Here is a 14,219-nt window from a genome sequence, read left to right as displayed (position 1 = left end):
GCACCACATGCCGGGAGGAGTGCATCGTGCACCGGCTCCGGGCGAAGCCTGTGCACGGTGTCGTTGTGACCGGGGTCGCAGCTGGCGACAGTGGACGCCACATCAGCAGCCGACTCAGCGAGGAGACGCAGACATGACAGCTGAGAGGTCAGGCTCGGTCGAGGAGTTCGACGTCGTCGTCGTCGGCGCGGGAATCTCCGGAATCGGCGCGGCGACGTATTTCAGCCGGGAGCTGCCCGGCAAGTCGCTCGTCGTGCTGGAGGGCCGCGACGACATCGGCGGCACCTGGGATCTGTTCCGCTACCCGGGCATCCGGTCGGACTCGGACCTGCACACCTTCGGATACGAGTTCAAGCCGTGGCGCCACGAGGCCGCGATCGCGGACGCTCCGCTCATCCGGGAGTACCTCCAGGAAACAGTGGAGGAGAACGATCTGGGGCGGCTGATCAGGCTGCGCCACCGGGTCGTCCGGGCGGAATGGTCCACAACGGACTCGCGATGGACGCTGCGCGTCGAGGCGTCGGATCCCGCCACAGGCTCGGTCACGTCGAAGACGATCCGGGCGGGGTGGGTGTTCGCCGCCACCGGCTACTACCGGTACGACAAGGGTTTCACGCCGGAGTTCCCCGGGCGCGACGACTTCGGGGGGACGATCGTCCATCCGCAGCACTGGCCCGAGGACCTCGACTACCGCGGCAAGAAGGTCGTGGTCATCGGCAGCGGCGCGACCGCGATCACGCTGGTGCCCGCCATGTCCACCGGGCCGGACGCCGCTGAGCACGTCACGATGCTGCAGCGCACCCCCAGCTACATCATGGGGCTGCCCCGTGTCGACCGGGTCGCCACGACCCTGACGAAGCTGCTGGGAGAGAAGCGTGGGTACGCCGCGACGAGGTTCAAGAACATCTGGATCGAACACGGGATCGTCAAGGGCCTGCGGGCGTTCCCGAAGATCGGGCGAGCGCTGATCCGGCGGGAGAACGTCAAGCGGCTGCCCAAGGGATTCGACGTCGACAAGCATTTCAACCCGCCGTACGACCCGTGGGACCAACGACTGTGCCTGGCCCCGGACGGCGACTTCTTCGACGCGATCTCGGCGGGCACCGCCTCCGTCGTCACCGACGCCATCACCAGGTTCAGCGAACGCGGCATCGTCCTGGAATCGGGCGAGGAGCTGGAAGCCGACATCATCGTCACCGCGACCGGGCTGAACATGCGGCTCTTCGACGGAATGCCGATCGTGGTCGACGGGCGCGAGGCCGACATCGCGGACTCGGTGGCCTACCGCGGGATGCTGCTGAGCGGGATTCCCAACTGGGCGATGGCGATCGGCTACACGACCTCGTCCTGGACGCTCAAGGTCAGCCTGATGTGCCGCTATTTCATCGACCTGGTCCGGCACATGGACGCGCACGGCTACGACCGGGTGGTCGCGGTCGCGTCGCCCGGGATGCCGCGCAGGCCGGTCATGGACCTGCAGGCCGGCTACGCCAAACGCGCCGAGAAGCGACTGCCCAAACAGGGGCAGGCCGCCCCGTGGCGGATGGCGATGTCCTTCCCCGAGGACGCCAAGGCGCTGCGCGGCCCGGTCGCCGACGAGCACCTCGAGTTCGGCACCGCCCGTTCGGCGGTGTCGCCTGGGGAGAGGCAGTCGGCTCATGTCTGAAGCGAACGCCGACCAGTACGCCGCGCTCCCGTCCGGCACGACGATCTGCTTCCGCGACCACGGTGACCAGGCCGACCCCGCGATCCTGCTCGTCGCGGGGCTGGGCGAGGACCTCACCTTCTGGCCCGGCTCGTTCGTCGGTGCGCTGGTGGACCGGGGTTTCCGGGTCGTCACGATGGACAACCGCGACGTCGGCCAGTCCACGTTCGCGGCCACCCCGCCGCCCGCGCTGTGGCGCCAGCTGCTCGCACGCCCCCGGAGTGACGCCTACTCGCTGGCGGACATGGCCTCCGACGCCGTCGGCGTCCTCGACCACCTCGGGATCGAGCGGGTTCACCTCACCGGCCGGTCCATGGGCGGGATGATCGCGCAGACGGTCGCCGCGGCCGAACCCGCCCGCGTCCTGTCCCTGACCTCCATCTTCTCGACCACGGGCGCGAAGAAGGTCGGCCGACCGGCGTGGTCGACGCTGCGGATTCTCGCCGGGCCGCCGTCGCGGACCAGAACCGCGGCGGTACGCGCCCACCTGCGGATCACCGGCCACATCGCCGGAACGGGCTACCCCATCGACGACGCGGCCGAAGCCGCCTTCGCGGCAGGCGGCTGGGACCGCGCCGCCGGTGACCTCGCCGCCGGCACGGCCCGGCAGATCCAGGCGATCCAGGCATCCGGGGACCGGACCGCCCAGCTGAGCCGGATCACCGCCCCCACCCTGGTGCTCAACGGCGACCGGGATTTGCTGGTCGCTCCCAGCGGCGGCGCCGCGACGGTGAAGGCGATCCGCTCCGCACAGCACGTCGTCATCCCCGGCATGGGGCACCACATTCCCGAGGCCCTGGTCAAGCCCATCACCCAATACATCTCCGAACACGCCAAGCGTGTGACCGAAGGGGGAAACCATGTCCGGATCCCCTGAGCGGAAAGCGAGCGCAGCCTCATGAAGATCGACAACGTCGAGTACAGCACCTTCAGCGGCTGGATCGACCCGCCCGCGGACGTCCTCCCCAGCCTCGACGGCGACCTCACGTGCGAGGTCGCGGTCATCGGCGGAGGCATGGGCGGCATGGCGACCGCGCTGCGGCTCGCCGAACGCGGCCAGGACGTGGTGCTACTGGAGGCCGAGTTCTGCGGCTACGGTTCCAGTTCGCGCAACGGCGGCCAGATCGCGAGCGTCCCGGGCGGGGACCTCCGTCTGCTGAGCCTCTTCTACCCCAGGAAAGTGCCCGGCATGGTCCGGCTGGCCGAGAATTCCGCCGGCTTCGTGGAAGACCTCATCAAGACCCGCGACATCGACTGCGACTACGAGCCCAACGGCCTGGCGTTCGCCGCCGTGGGACACGGGCAGATGCTGCGAACGCGGACCTTGGCGGCGATTCTCCGGCGCGACGGCGGACGCGGTCACGTCGGCACGAGCGAGGAACTCGGCATTCCCCGCACCTTCGTCGGCGGCATGCGCGAAGCCGTGGGCGGAATGTTGAACCCGGGCAAGCTGAGCCGCGGAGTACGCCGCGCCCTGATCTCGTCGCCGGCCCAGGTCTTCGAACGGACAAAGGTCACCGACGTGCGGAGGCACGGCGGCAAGGTCGTGCTCTCGACCCCTGGCGGCACCGTTCGCGCGAACAAGGTGGTGCTCGCGACGAACGCCTACTCGGGAGAGTGGGACATCACCCCCAAACGTCTCTCGGTGCCGATGTGGCTCATCGAGATGGAGACCGAGCCGATCGCTCCCGAGCGCCTCGCCGCATTGGACTGGAGCAGCCGGTCGGGAGTGATCACCCAGCACCAGGTCATGGAGCACTACCGCCTCACCGCGCGGGGCACCATCGTGTTCGGCGTCCGGCGCGTCGAGCGCGGCAAGACCTACCCCCTGCCGGCGAAGGCGCCGGACCGGAAGCTGGTCGAAGAGCTCGCCGGAGCGTTCGCGACCCGCTTCCCAGCCCTCGCCGACGTCGCCGTGGAACGCGCGTGGGGCGGCTGGATCGCGATCACCTCGTCGTGGCTGTCGATCGCCGGCCGGATCGAGGACGACATCCACTACTCGATCGCGTGCAACGGGCACGGACTGGCCCAGGCGCCGTACGTCGGGTCGCTCATCGCCGACCTGATCGTGGACGGGTCGCGCCACGAAGACCTCGACGGCATTTGGGCGGAGAAGCCGAAATTCCCTCCCTTCACGATGGTCGGCCCGCGCGGCCTGCGCATGGTGTGGGCACTCGACCGCTTCACCGATCTGATCAACGGAAGCCGGCGCCGCGCCCTTCGCGCCGCCGCCCGGCCGCGCTGAACCGAGGCGGCGTGTTCCGCCCGCTAACCACCCGCGCGGCCCGCGTGGGCAAAGGAGGAAAAGCATGTCGAATCCGCGAGCTCCCCGCTCCAAAACGGGCTCGGTCGATGTCGTGATCGTCGGCGCCGGGTTCGCCGGCCTGAGCGCCGCGGAGCGGCTCGTGAGCATGGGCCGGTCCGTCCTCGTCCTGGAAGGCCGCGACCGGGTCGGCGGCCGATCGCTCTCCGGCGAGGTCGCCGGGGTACGCGTCGATCTCGGCGCGACCTGGGTTTCCCGGCGGCACACGGCGATCCGCGACCTCGCGAACCGAGCGGGGTGCACCACGATCGGCCAGTTCAGCCAAGGACGCAACGTCCTGTGGGCGGCCGGGCGGCGCCGCACCTACCGGGGCACGATTCCCACGGTCTCGCCGGCGGCGCTGGTCGACATGGCCCGCGTGCAGCTGGCGCTGAACAAACTGGTCGCGAGCATCGACGTCGACGCGGCCTGGAACTCCCCCGAGGCCGGTCGGTTCGACGCGATCTCGTTCGGCGAATGGCTCGACCGGAAGAACGCGCTGCCTGCCACCCGCACCTTGATGACCATCGTCAGCAAGGTGCAGTGGGGATGCAGCCCGGGCGACGTCTCGCTACTGCACGCGTTGCGCTACATCCGCGCGGCGGGCGGAGTCGACCACATGCTCGACGTGGAGGGCGGCCAGCAACAGGAACGGTACGCCGAAACCACCCAAGAGATCGCGAAACGGGTCGCCGAGCGACTCGGCGACCGCGTCGTCCTCGGGACGCCGGTCCGCCGGATCTCCCAAAACGGCACCGGTGTCACGATCCGCACCGATTCGGCGGAAATCAAGGCGAAATACGCGATCGTCACAGTCGCGACGGCGCACCGCGCCGAAATCGACTTCGACCCGGCCCTGCCCGAACAGGCCGAAGGGCTCGCGAAAACCTGGCGCATGGGCGTGCTGAGCAAGGCGTTCGTCGCCTACGACAAGCCCTTCTGGCGAGCAGACGGACTCTCGGGTGAGGCGCTGACCGACACCGGGGCCGTGTTCATCACCTTCGACGTGTCACCTGATGCCACCGGGCCGGGCGTCCTGATGGCGTTCTGCGACCCTCGCGTGTTCGACGGCTTCGACCTCGAGCATCGACGCAGCAGGGTCATCCAGCAGCTCGTCCAGCTCTACGGCACACGAGCGAGCGTGCCCATCGACTACCTGGACCATTGCTGGGGCGAGGAACCTTTCGCCCCGGGAGGGCCGAATCCGGCCGTCGCCCCTTACGCGACCACGAGCTACGGCCCCGCTCTCACCGAGCCGCACGGGCGCGTCCACTGGGCGGGCACCGAAACCGCGGGCGAGTGGGCGGGCACCATGAACGGCGCCGTCTTGACCGGCCAGCGCGCCGCCGAGCGCGTCGCGGCCGCGGTGGCGCGCGAGTCCCGAGAGGTGGCTGTGTGATGAAGGACGTGCTCTTCCTCCTCGCCGATGTGTGGATGATCTTCGTCTGCTACTTCTTCGGCTGGAAATTCATCCGCCGCTACGGCAATTTCCTGCTGGGCCTCGAATGGATGGTCGTCGCGACCTCGGGCAGCAACTTCCTGCTCTGGTCGTTGCTCGGAGGCAGCCCGGACAGTGTCCTGTACGACGTGGCGTACTTTTTCGACGCCTTCTCCCGGTCGGTCGGCATCACGCTCATCCTCGTCCTGGGCCTGATGAAGGTCACCCATCGCTACAAGCCGTCTCGCACCGTCGACATCGTCGTGTTCGCCTTCGCCACCGCGGCCGGGCTGTTCCTCCGCCAGTTCCACGGTGAAGACCCGCGCGTCGACCACCTCGCGTTCGCCGTCGCCACGTTCTACGTCGTGGTCAACCTCGTCACGGCGGTCTTCCTGGCGTACTTCGCCAAGCGGCTCTGGGACATCGGCGCGAAATGGCCGGCGTTCTGGACCGGGCTGGTGACCGCGGCCGCCACCACCATCGCGATCACCTACGACTTCTTCCCCTTCCCGTTCGACGACGCGAACCGCACGATCTTCTACACCGCCGCGCTGGCGACCTGGGGAACCCAGGGATTCGTCTACTTCTTCGCCTACCGGGCACTGCACAACCACAACCTGGCCTCGGGCGCGAAGACGACACAGGAAGCGGGTGCGTCTTCATGAAGGCCAACACGCAGCGGTACGCCGTGGTCGATCCCGCCACCGGCGAGCTGGTACGGGAGTACCCGTCCGCGACCGACGCGGCCATGAACCAGGCGCTCGACGCGGCCGCGCATGCCTACCGGGAATGGTCGAAACAGACCACCGTGGCTCAGCGCGCCGGTCTGCTGGACACCGTCGCCGCCCTCCACACCGCGCGCAGCGGCGAACTCGCCCGTATCGCCCAGCGGGAGATGGGTAAGCCGCTGGACGAAGCCGTCGCCGAGGTCGAATTCAGCGCGTCGATCTATTCGTTCTACGCGGCGAACGCGCACACGTTCCTCGCCGACGAGCCCATCGAGCTGATCGAGGGGGCGGGCACGGCGTTCGTCCGCCGCCAGCCGGTCGGCGTCCTGCTGGGCATCATGCCCTGGAACTACCCGTACTACCAGGTCGCTCGATTCGCCGCGCCCAACCTCGTCCTGGGCAACACCATCATGCTCAAGCCCGCATCACAATGCCCGGAGTCGTCCGCGGCCTTGCAACGGATATTCACCGAAGCGGGCTTTCCCGAGGGCTGCTACGTCAACGTCTACGCGACCAACGACCAGGCCGCCGACGCCATCGCCGACCCCCGCCTACAAGGCGTGTCCTTCACCGGGTCCGAGCGCGCCGGCGCGCAAGTCGCGGAACAGGCAGGACGCCACCTCAAGAAGGTGGTGCTCGAACTGGGCGGCTCGGACCCGTTCATCGTGCTGTCATCCGACGACCTGGACGCCACGGCCCAAGCCGCGGTGGACACACGATTCGAGAACACCGGGCAGGCATGCAACGCGGGCAAACGGATCATCGTCGCGGCGGACCTCCACGACGAATTCCTCGACACGTTCACGAAGAAAGTGCTCGCCACGGCCGGCGGTCTGGCTCCGCTGTCCTCGGTGGCGGCCGCCGAGCGCCTCGAAAAGCAGGTCCAGCGGGCCGTCGACGACGGCGCGACCCTGATCTGCGAAGGGCGACGCGACGGCGCGTTCTTCCCGCCTGCCGTCCTGAGTGGACTGTCACCGGCTTCGCCGTCGGCCGCCGAAGAACTGTTCGGCCCCGTCGCGACCGTCTACCGAGCGGGATCCGAAGCCGAGGCCGTCGAACTGGCCAACAGCACCCCGTACGGACTGGGCTCCTACATCTTCACCACGGACCCCGAACAAGCGATGCGGGTCGCCGACCGGATCGAGGCAGGCATGGTCTTCATCAACGGCGTCGGCCTCGAAGGACCGGAACTGCCGTTCGGCGGAATCAAGCGGTCCGGCTTCGGCCGTGAACTCGGCAGGGCGGGAATCGACGAGTTCGCCAACAAGAAGCTCATCCGCACGGCCGGACCTGAATCACCTTAGCCAGAGGGAATCTGCCATGCCTGTCGAATTCGACGCAGCCGTCTTCACGACACCGGAAGCACCGCTGACCATCGAACGAGTTTCGTTGCCCGATACGCCGCCGCCCGGTGAGGTACTGGTACGGCTCAAAGCAAGCGGCGTGTGCCACAGCGACTTTCACGCGCTCATCGGTGAATGGGAGGTGCCGGCACCGATGATTCTCGGCCACGAAGGCGCTGGAATCGTCGAGAGCGTGGGCGACGGTGTCACGACTCTGGTCGAGGGCGATCACGTCGTCCTGTCGTGGACACCGTCCTGCCGCCGGTGCCGCTACTGCGTCGGCGGCAGGCCCGTCCTGTGTGACATGGTGAGCCGACACTCGGCCAACCACCTGGCCTTCGACGGCCGGACTCGCGTCACCTCAGCGGGCGAACAGGACGTCTACAGCTTCGCGGGCCTCGGAACGTTCGGCCAGTACACACTGGTGCCCGAATCGGCCGCCATCGCGATCCGCGACGACGCCCCGTTCGAACAGTCGGCCCTGATCGGTTGCGCCGTCACCACCGGGGTCGGGGCGGTGGTCAACACCGCGAAGGTGCGGCCGAGCGACACGGTTCTCGTTCTGGGTTGCGGCGGCGTCGGGCTGAACGCGATCCAGGGCGCTCGTCTGGTCGGCGCGCGACAGATCATCGCCGCGGACATCTCCGACCAGAAACTCGACCAGGCTCGCGTTTTCGGTGCGACGGACCTGGTCAACAGCGGACGGGAGAACCTCGCGGACCGGGTGCACCAGCTCACCGGCGGACGCGGGGTGGAGGTCGCCGTCGAAGCCATCGGGCTGCCTCGCACCATCGAGTCCGCCTACGAGGTGCTGGCACGGGGCGGAACGGCCGTCGTCGCCGGGCAGGTCGCCGACGGCGTGCGGATATCGATCGACCCGTTCGTCATGTCCGATCAGGAACTGTCCCTCATCGGTTCCAACTACGGATCGAGCAAGCCCGACGTCGACTTCCCGCTGCTGGTCGATCACTACATGCACGACCGCATCGATCTCGACTCGCTCGTAACACGCGTGATCGACCTGACCGACATCAACGAAGCGTTCGACGACATGAAACGCGGCATCGGCATCCGCTCGGTGATCAAGTACTGAAAGGCGCTGAACGTCGCATGGCTCTGAAATCGTCGCGTGTCGCGTTCGAACGAACCCGACGTAGCGTCGGAGGCGGCGTCGGGTCGGGCCTGCGCGCCGCGATGCGCCCCCACCCGCTCTTCGTCCGAGAGGCACGAGGCGCACATGTGTGGGACCTCGACGGCGACCGGTACGTCGACTACGTGATGGCCTGGGGACCGCTTGTCCTCGGCCACAGCGACCCGCGCGTTCTGTCGGCGGTCTCCGCGACCGCGACCAAGATGCAGGTGGTCGGCACCGGTCACGCCCTCGAATACCTCGCGGCCGAGGCGGTCCTCGAAGCCGTGCCCCACGGCGAACGGCTGCTGTGGAGCAACACCGGAACCGAAGCGGTACAAGTGGCGCTACGCCTCGCCCGAGCCGCGACAGGGCGGCGGCGCGTCCTCAAATTCGCCAAGAGCTACCACGGCTGGCACGACACCGTCCACGCCGGAATGGCCGAAACCGACGGCGATCAGCCCGCGGCACCAGGCGGCAGAGGACAATCGTCCAGCGTGCTGGACGATCTGGTCATCGCACGCTTCAACGACGTACGATTGGCCCGGCAGATCCTGATCGAAGCCGTCGAACGCGACATCGCCGCTGTGCTCATCGATCCGGTGATGAGCAACGCCGGCGTCGAAACACCCTCCCCGGAATTCCTCTCCACACTGAGAACCCTGTGCGACCGGCACGGCGTCGTCCTCATCTTCGACGAGGTGATCGCCGGATTCCGCATCGCGCGCGGCGGCGCGGCCGAAAAGTACGGCGTCCTCCCCGACCTGTCCGTCTTCGGCAAAGCCATGACCGGAGGATTCACCCAGAGCGCCGTCGTCGGACGAGCGGAACTGATCGATCAGGTGACAGCCGGCGTCGTCCACGCCGGCACCTTCAACGCCAACCCCGTCGCGCTCGCAGCCGTCGAAGCGACAATGCGCGCCCTCGCCGACCCAGTGGTCTACCAGACACTCGAAGAAATCTCCTCCGAGTTCGACACCGTCGTCGGCGGCATCCTCGGTTCGGTCCCCGACGGCGGCAGCTTCAACCGCGTCGGCTCACTCCTCCAGTACGTCCCACCGGGCGCGAACACCGGACTCCACGGCACCGGCGGACTCTGGACCACCATCCTCGAAGGAATGCTGCACCACGGCTTCCTGTTCATGCCTTCCGGCAAAGTCTTCCTCAGCACAGCCCACACCACCTCCGACATCGAAGCGACAGCCGGAGCACTCGAAAGGCTCCTGCGCCGAACCTGAGTCTGTGAGTTCACGCAAGAGTGTTTGCGAGACGAGCGCACGCCTCGTTCCGAAACTCCCAGATCAACCCGCCGACTGTTACGAACATCGCTTTGTCGAAGCAGATGCACTGTGCACCGCTTCCGGCGAAACCAGGTGCGCGATGTCGTGGCGACCGGGGCCGAGAGCCGGTGACAGTGGAGGACATCAGGGCGCAGGGAACAGCGAGGTACGAGCGGGTCATGACAGCTGAGGTGCCGGACACGGTCGACGAATCCGGTGCCGTCGTCATCGATGACGAGATCTCCGCCGAGTCCATCGTCGCCCTCAAGGCCGCGGCAACACCGGCGGCACCGCGACAGAGGCACCGGCAGCCCCGCCCCCTGATTCATCGGACGGCACGCGGGCCGCGTGGGTAAAGGACGCATGTCGCGGGCCCCTGCTCGGGCTTGAAGGTTCCGTGGTCGATGGCGTCGTCGATGTCCCGTCTCCCGCGGAGCTGGCCGCGCACCTCGACTCGGTGCTACCCGAGCGAACTCGCCACGGTGCCTGATCGTCACCGGGCATCTCTGCGCAGCCCTCGTCCGGCATCCGGCGCCGGTGCAGGCTCAGCGCCAAATACCTCTCAGAGGGCGCCCGGCAGGATGATTCCGGCGAACTCGAACGCTGAACGCACTCGACCACGAGGGCGGCACGCACATAGCTCCTGCGACCGAGCGGTTGCACCTCACGCCACGGCGAAAAGCAATGCGGCCGCGACCGCCTCCACTCCGAAGTAGAACCAGACCGGGTAGAACCGCGTGGGGGCGTCGACGAGCCGGGATATGACCCGGCCCAGGGCCATCCCGGCAAGGGCGGCCGCGACCGTGACGACCACGCCGGTACGCAGGCCGTCGAGGAACAGCGCTGTGATGAGCACGGCGGCCATCGCCAGCCCGAAACCACCGTAGACGGCCCGGATCTCCGAACGGCTCTCCGGCGCCTCGACGACGATGCGGAACGGCTTGCCGATCGCTGCTGGCACGGCGAGCGCGCAGAGGCCCATGCCGAGGAAGAACACCGCGGTGAGGACGATAATGGCTGTCGTCATGCGCCCTCCCCGGACGTCCGCACCAGCGCCGCTCCCACGGCCAGGAGCAGCAGCGCCGCGGCGTCAACCTGCGCCACCCGGAGCACCTGCTCGTTCACCGGCGTCGTGGTCAGCGCCAAGAGCAGGAACGAACCCATGCTGACGGCGCCGCCGGCGATCGCGGCACGGCGCAGTGCCGGGCGGAACGCCGACACGATCACGAACGCTCCTGCCAGGGCGAGCAGAACCGCCCGGTGCCGCAGCAGCACCTCCAGGTCCGCACTCCCGACCTCGACGCCGTAGGCCGATCGCATCGCCCCCGGCGACACCGCTCCCGCCCCAGGCACGACGTTGATCAGCCCCACCGCCACGAGCAACGCCTGCCCCAGTCTTTTTCGTCTGCTCTGCATGCGTGGAATGATCGGGTGCATGGACTACGCCGCGCTTCCAGAAACGTGCTGCCCGCAGGACCGGGCCACGATCTGGATCTGGCCCGGCCACGCCGCCTACCTCGGCCCATCGCTCGACCTCCACCCCCACTTCGGCTCCGTGCACTGCTTCGCGGTCGGCGTCGACGCCCCGTTCTTGCTGCGCATCGGTGACAACGAGCAGAAAGTCCGCAGCGCGATGATCCCGGCCAGGACGCGGCACCAAGTCGTCTCCCATGGCCGGATGCTGTACCTCTACCTGGAGCCGGACCTCGCCGACGAGCGGATCCGAACCGCGCTGGGCCTGCTCCGCGCACACCCGTGCCTGAGCGCGCCGCAGGTCGCCGCCGAGATCAGCCTGTCGACGTCGCGGTTCCTGCACCTGTTCTCGGCGCAGACCGGCACGAGCTTCCGCCGCTACCGGCTGTGGGCGCGGATGCTGCGCGTCGCGGCTGCCGCGGTGGAAGGCGCGGACCTCACCAGGGCGTCGGCGGAAGCCGGATTCGCCTCCCCCAGCCACTTCAGCGACGCCTTCCACGACATGTTCGGACTGACTGCGAGCACGGTCCTCGCGACAAACACCCGAATCGTCCTCGACCCGAGACCGGGCGACGCTCCAACGGCATAGACCACATCGAACGAACCTGGCCCTGTGGCCCGACACCCGGAAGACCCGCACCGTCAGCGGCTACGTCACCAAGCCCGACCCGCGCCATCACCGCAGACCGGGGTCCATGCCGCTCGCCGGACATGGGTGCTCCATCACGGCGTGAAGTCGGCAGCGTGGTCGGCCGCCCATTCGCCGAAGGTGCGCGCCGGAGTCCCGATGAGCTGTTGCACCGTGTCGGTGACCGGTTCGGGCCGGGTCACCATGTCGGCGTGGAGATACTCGAGCGATTCTGCGACGCAAAGCGTCATAGCCTTTGCCAGTCCAGCACCCCCGTGTTCAGGGACGCCAAGGTGATCCGCGCCCGTTCCCCTATGACTTGGTGTTTCCCTTCTTAGCTCCGAACCAACAGTCCCGGCAATCACTTTAACCACATCATCCACCGAAGAGCACCAGGATCCCCGCCAATCGCTCTTGCGACAACTCGACCGCTCGAAGTCCGCTCTGCCCGAGTCTTGGGTCGTGGTATGGCACTTCCACGACGTGGAGTCCGGGCGCATGGAGCTCGAGCGGCGCGGCCAGCGTACGGGCTATGAACGTTTCGACATCCCTATCGCCCGCGACGGTGGTATAGCGGATCTGCTGTCTGAGGCGAAACAACCGGACCGCCGGTTCGATGTGGTGATCTGCGAGTCCGTGTCCCGGATCGCGCGGAAGATGTATGAGACGCTGTCCGTCGAGCGAGAACTCGAACGCGCCGAGGTTCCCGTCTTCGCATCCAACGAGCCGATCCTGCTCTCCGGCGGCCGAGCGCAGCAAATCCTGCAACGCCGGATCAACCAGTCGGTTGCCGAGTACGAGGTCCTGAACATGCTGGAGCTGTCGCGGGGTGGCACCTGTACCCACGTCCGGGAAGGCCCCAACATCGGCAAACCACCCTACGGGTATCGAGCGAAGACCCTGCGCCATCCCAATCCCGCCAAGGCCGAGAAAGGGCTCACGAAGACACGTTTGGAACCAGACGGAGAACAAGCGGAAACCGTGGCCTTAATCGCCAAGTGGCGATACCACGAAGCATTGGATTCGACACCATCGCCGAACGACTGAACAAGAACACCGACGAGCACCCGCCCCCACGACCGCCCGGCGGAATCCGGGCACGCGGCGCGTGGTCGAAGTCCAGCGTCGCCGATATCCTGAAGAACCCGAAGTACACCGGGTACCAGGTCTACAACCGGCGAGCACGCCGCAGCCGCGGCGCACGAAACCGGCAGAACCCTCCGGAGATGTGGGTATGGTCCCCCGAACCCGCGCACGAACCGCTCATCCCGAAGTGGATGTTCGACGAGATGACCGCCACCAGAACCCAACGGCAAGGGTCACGTGACGGCGCTGATCTGAAGCAGGATCCCCGTGCGCAGCGAACCTACCTGCTGCGCAGCCGCGTCACGTGTGATTGCGGCCGCCGCATGATGGGCATGGTGCGCAAATCCGGCGTCTACTACCGCTGCCATCCGGCAGGCAACAACCGCGGGCGTCCGGACAAACACGAGGGCCACCCGCCTACCGTCTACATCCGCGAAGACCTCATCCTCGACCAGGTCGAGGCGTTCTTCAACGAGCGCCTGTTCGGACCGCAACGCCACACGCTGCTACTCGCTGATCAAGACGACGGCTACGCCAATAAGCGGCGCGACACCGAACGTCGGCGGCAAGCACTGCAAAAGAAGATCGCGGACGCTGCCCGCAAGCAAGACAACCTGCTACGCCAAGCAGAGAACGCGGCCCCCGACGATCCCTTCACCCAAGGCCTCAGGCAGCACTACAACGAGGTCTTCAACGAGCGCAAAACACTCCTCGACGCCTTGCCGTTTCTGAAGGCCAACCTGCGCCACGCCCCGGCAGACCTACTGCACCGCCTGCTCGATCTGACCCAGCTCACGATCAAGGTCGACTACAAGAACGACCGAGCGACGATCACAGCCACCCTGCCCGCCGATCCAGCCTCGATCACGTCCATCGGCGACACCGCTTCACGGCAAAACTGCGCAGGTGGAAGCGAATGTGCATCCTGCGAGTGCCCCCGGTGAGATTCGAACTCACACTGGACGGGTTTTGAATCCGTTGCCTCTGCCAGTTGGGCTACGGGGGCGATGCCTGGTGAACTTTACGGGATCACGGGAGCGCGCCTTTCGCCGGGCCCGGAGTGTGACGACCGTCTGACGTGGTGAACGCCATCTAGCCGTCTGGATC

Annotated in this window: 14 protein-coding genes and 1 tRNA gene; 11 read left to right on the top strand and 4 right to left on the bottom strand. The window is 67.4% G+C overall.

Features of this window, described 5'->3' with window-relative positions:
* Nucleotides 1-133: 133 nt before the first annotated feature.
* The 8 genes from BLW75_RS38910 to BLW75_RS38875 all read left to right on the top strand — a co-directional run bounded on the left by BLW75_RS38910 (nucleotide 134) and on the right by BLW75_RS38875 (nucleotide 9,883).
* Entirely contained in the window at nucleotides 134-1,666 is a 1,533-nt protein-coding gene (locus BLW75_RS38910) for a flavin-containing monooxygenase (RefSeq protein ID WP_034320866.1), read from the top strand.
* Complete coding sequence (locus BLW75_RS38905; protein WP_034320863.1) at nucleotides 1,659-2,582, top strand: alpha/beta fold hydrolase; 924 nt, start codon at nucleotides 1,659-1,661, stop codon at nucleotides 2,580-2,582. The genes BLW75_RS38910 and BLW75_RS38905 overlap by 8 nt, the downstream gene beginning before the upstream one ends.
* Before the next feature lie 21 nt (nucleotides 2,583-2,603).
* Nucleotides 2,604-3,950 carry an NAD(P)/FAD-dependent oxidoreductase gene (locus BLW75_RS38900; protein ID WP_034320860.1) on the top strand — a complete coding sequence of 449 codons (1,347 nt, stop codon included), beginning with the start codon at nucleotides 2,604-2,606 and terminating at the stop codon, nucleotides 3,948-3,950.
* A 64-nt stretch (nucleotides 3,951-4,014) separates the two neighbouring features.
* Nucleotides 4,015-5,406 (top strand): flavin monoamine oxidase family protein, encoded by a 1,392-nt coding sequence (locus BLW75_RS38895; protein WP_034320856.1) that lies wholly within the window; start codon nucleotides 4,015-4,017, stop codon nucleotides 5,404-5,406.
* Nucleotides 5,406-6,110, top strand: coding sequence for a hypothetical protein (locus BLW75_RS38890; RefSeq protein WP_034320853.1), 705 nt, complete (start codon nucleotides 5,406-5,408; stop codon nucleotides 6,108-6,110). The genes BLW75_RS38895 and BLW75_RS38890 overlap by 1 nt, the downstream gene beginning before the upstream one ends.
* Entirely contained in the window at nucleotides 6,107-7,477 is a 1,371-nt protein-coding gene (locus tag BLW75_RS38885) for an NAD-dependent succinate-semialdehyde dehydrogenase (RefSeq protein ID WP_034320850.1), read from the top strand. Before BLW75_RS38890 ends, BLW75_RS38885 begins: the two co-directional genes overlap by 4 nt.
* Before the next feature lie 16 nt (nucleotides 7,478-7,493).
* Nucleotides 7,494-8,609, top strand: a complete 1,116-nt coding sequence (locus BLW75_RS38880) for a Zn-dependent alcohol dehydrogenase (RefSeq protein WP_034320847.1) — start codon at nucleotides 7,494-7,496, stop codon at nucleotides 8,607-8,609.
* Nucleotides 8,610-8,626: 17 nt separating this feature from the next.
* Entirely contained in the window at nucleotides 8,627-9,883 is a 1,257-nt protein-coding gene (locus tag BLW75_RS38875) for an aspartate aminotransferase family protein (RefSeq protein ID WP_034320845.1), read from the top strand.
* Between the two features lie 706 nt (nucleotides 9,884-10,589).
* On the opposite strand, the gene BLW75_RS38865 is transcribed toward BLW75_RS38875, so the two are convergent.
* Both BLW75_RS38865 and BLW75_RS38860 read right to left on the bottom strand, forming a co-directional pair.
* Nucleotides 10,590-10,952, bottom strand: a complete 363-nt coding sequence (locus BLW75_RS38865; protein WP_034320840.1) for a DUF4345 family protein — start codon at nucleotides 10,950-10,952, stop codon at nucleotides 10,590-10,592.
* On the bottom strand, nucleotides 10,949-11,341 hold the full coding sequence (locus tag BLW75_RS38860) for a hypothetical protein (protein WP_034320975.1): 393 nt from the start codon (nucleotides 11,339-11,341) through the stop codon (nucleotides 10,949-10,951). Before BLW75_RS38860 ends, BLW75_RS38865 begins: the two co-directional genes overlap by 4 nt.
* Before the next feature lie 19 nt (nucleotides 11,342-11,360).
* Between BLW75_RS38860 and BLW75_RS38855 the strand changes: the two genes are divergently transcribed.
* Nucleotides 11,361-11,987 (top strand): helix-turn-helix domain-containing protein, encoded by a 627-nt coding sequence (locus BLW75_RS38855; protein WP_034320837.1) that lies wholly within the window; start codon nucleotides 11,361-11,363, stop codon nucleotides 11,985-11,987.
* 134 nt (nucleotides 11,988-12,121) lie between these two features.
* Here BLW75_RS38855 and BLW75_RS43070 read toward each other — a convergent pair whose 3' ends face one another.
* On the bottom strand, nucleotides 12,122-12,277 hold the full coding sequence (locus BLW75_RS43070) for a hypothetical protein (protein ID WP_158005422.1): 156 nt from the start codon (nucleotides 12,275-12,277) through the stop codon (nucleotides 12,122-12,124).
* A 247-nt stretch (nucleotides 12,278-12,524) separates the two neighbouring features.
* Here BLW75_RS43070 and BLW75_RS43265 point away from each other — a divergent pair, with 247 nt between their 5' ends.
* Together BLW75_RS43265 and BLW75_RS43260 are read left to right on the top strand one after the other, a co-directional pair.
* The gene (locus tag BLW75_RS43265; protein WP_198935824.1) at nucleotides 12,525-13,073 is read left to right on the top strand and encodes a recombinase family protein; all 549 of its coding nucleotides are present in this window, start codon (nucleotides 12,525-12,527) and stop codon (nucleotides 13,071-13,073) included.
* Nucleotides 13,025-14,056 carry a recombinase family protein gene (locus BLW75_RS43260; RefSeq protein WP_198935823.1) on the top strand — a complete coding sequence of 344 codons (1,032 nt, stop codon included), beginning with the start codon at nucleotides 13,025-13,027 and terminating at the stop codon, nucleotides 14,054-14,056. Before BLW75_RS43265 ends, BLW75_RS43260 begins: the two co-directional genes overlap by 49 nt.
* Here BLW75_RS43260 and BLW75_RS38845 read toward each other — a convergent pair.
* Nucleotides 14,045-14,118 (bottom strand) — tRNA-Leu (locus BLW75_RS38845). The two genes, BLW75_RS43260 and BLW75_RS38845, sit on opposite strands and share 12 nt — an antisense overlap.
* Nucleotides 14,119-14,219: the final 101 nt, after the last annotated feature.

The organism is Amycolatopsis lurida (assembly GCF_900105055.1).
Lineage (GTDB): Bacteria > Actinomycetota > Actinomycetes > Mycobacteriales > Pseudonocardiaceae > Amycolatopsis > Amycolatopsis lurida.
The sequence above is the reverse complement of the archived record's forward strand: the minus strand, read 5'-3'. Positions and strand labels throughout refer to the sequence as shown.

Bases quoted from the DNA above. Each gene is read 5' to 3' on its own strand.
- BLW75_RS38910 (WP_034320866.1), top strand. From the start codon at position 134: ATGACAGCTGAGAGGTCAGGCTCGGTCGAGGAGTTCGACGTCGTCGTC.
- BLW75_RS38890 (WP_034320853.1), top strand. From the start codon at position 5,406: ATGAAGGACGTGCTCTTCCTCCTCGCCGATGTGTGGATGATCTTCGTC.
- BLW75_RS38860 (WP_034320975.1), bottom strand. From the start codon at position 11,341: ATGCAGAGCAGACGAAAAAGACTGGGGCAGGCGTTGCTCGTGGCGGTG.
- BLW75_RS38900 (WP_034320860.1), top strand. From the start codon at position 2,604: ATGAAGATCGACAACGTCGAGTACAGCACCTTCAGCGGCTGGATCGAC.
- BLW75_RS38885 (WP_034320850.1), top strand. From the start codon at position 6,107: ATGAAGGCCAACACGCAGCGGTACGCCGTGGTCGATCCCGCCACCGGC.
- BLW75_RS38895 (WP_034320856.1), top strand. From the start codon at position 4,015: ATGTCGAATCCGCGAGCTCCCCGCTCCAAAACGGGCTCGGTCGATGTC.
- BLW75_RS38865 (WP_034320840.1), bottom strand. From the start codon at position 10,952: ATGACGACAGCCATTATCGTCCTCACCGCGGTGTTCTTCCTCGGCATG.
- BLW75_RS38905 (WP_034320863.1), top strand. From the start codon at position 1,659: ATGTCTGAAGCGAACGCCGACCAGTACGCCGCGCTCCCGTCCGGCACG.
- BLW75_RS38875 (WP_034320845.1), top strand. From the start codon at position 8,627: ATGGCTCTGAAATCGTCGCGTGTCGCGTTCGAACGAACCCGACGTAGC.
- BLW75_RS38855 (WP_034320837.1), top strand. From the start codon at position 11,361: ATGGACTACGCCGCGCTTCCAGAAACGTGCTGCCCGCAGGACCGGGCC.
- BLW75_RS43070 (WP_158005422.1), bottom strand. From the start codon at position 12,277: ATGACGCTTTGCGTCGCAGAATCGCTCGAGTATCTCCACGCCGACATG.
- BLW75_RS38880 (WP_034320847.1), top strand. From the start codon at position 7,494: ATGCCTGTCGAATTCGACGCAGCCGTCTTCACGACACCGGAAGCACCG.
- BLW75_RS43265 (WP_198935824.1), top strand. From the start codon at position 12,525: ATGGAGCTCGAGCGGCGCGGCCAGCGTACGGGCTATGAACGTTTCGAC.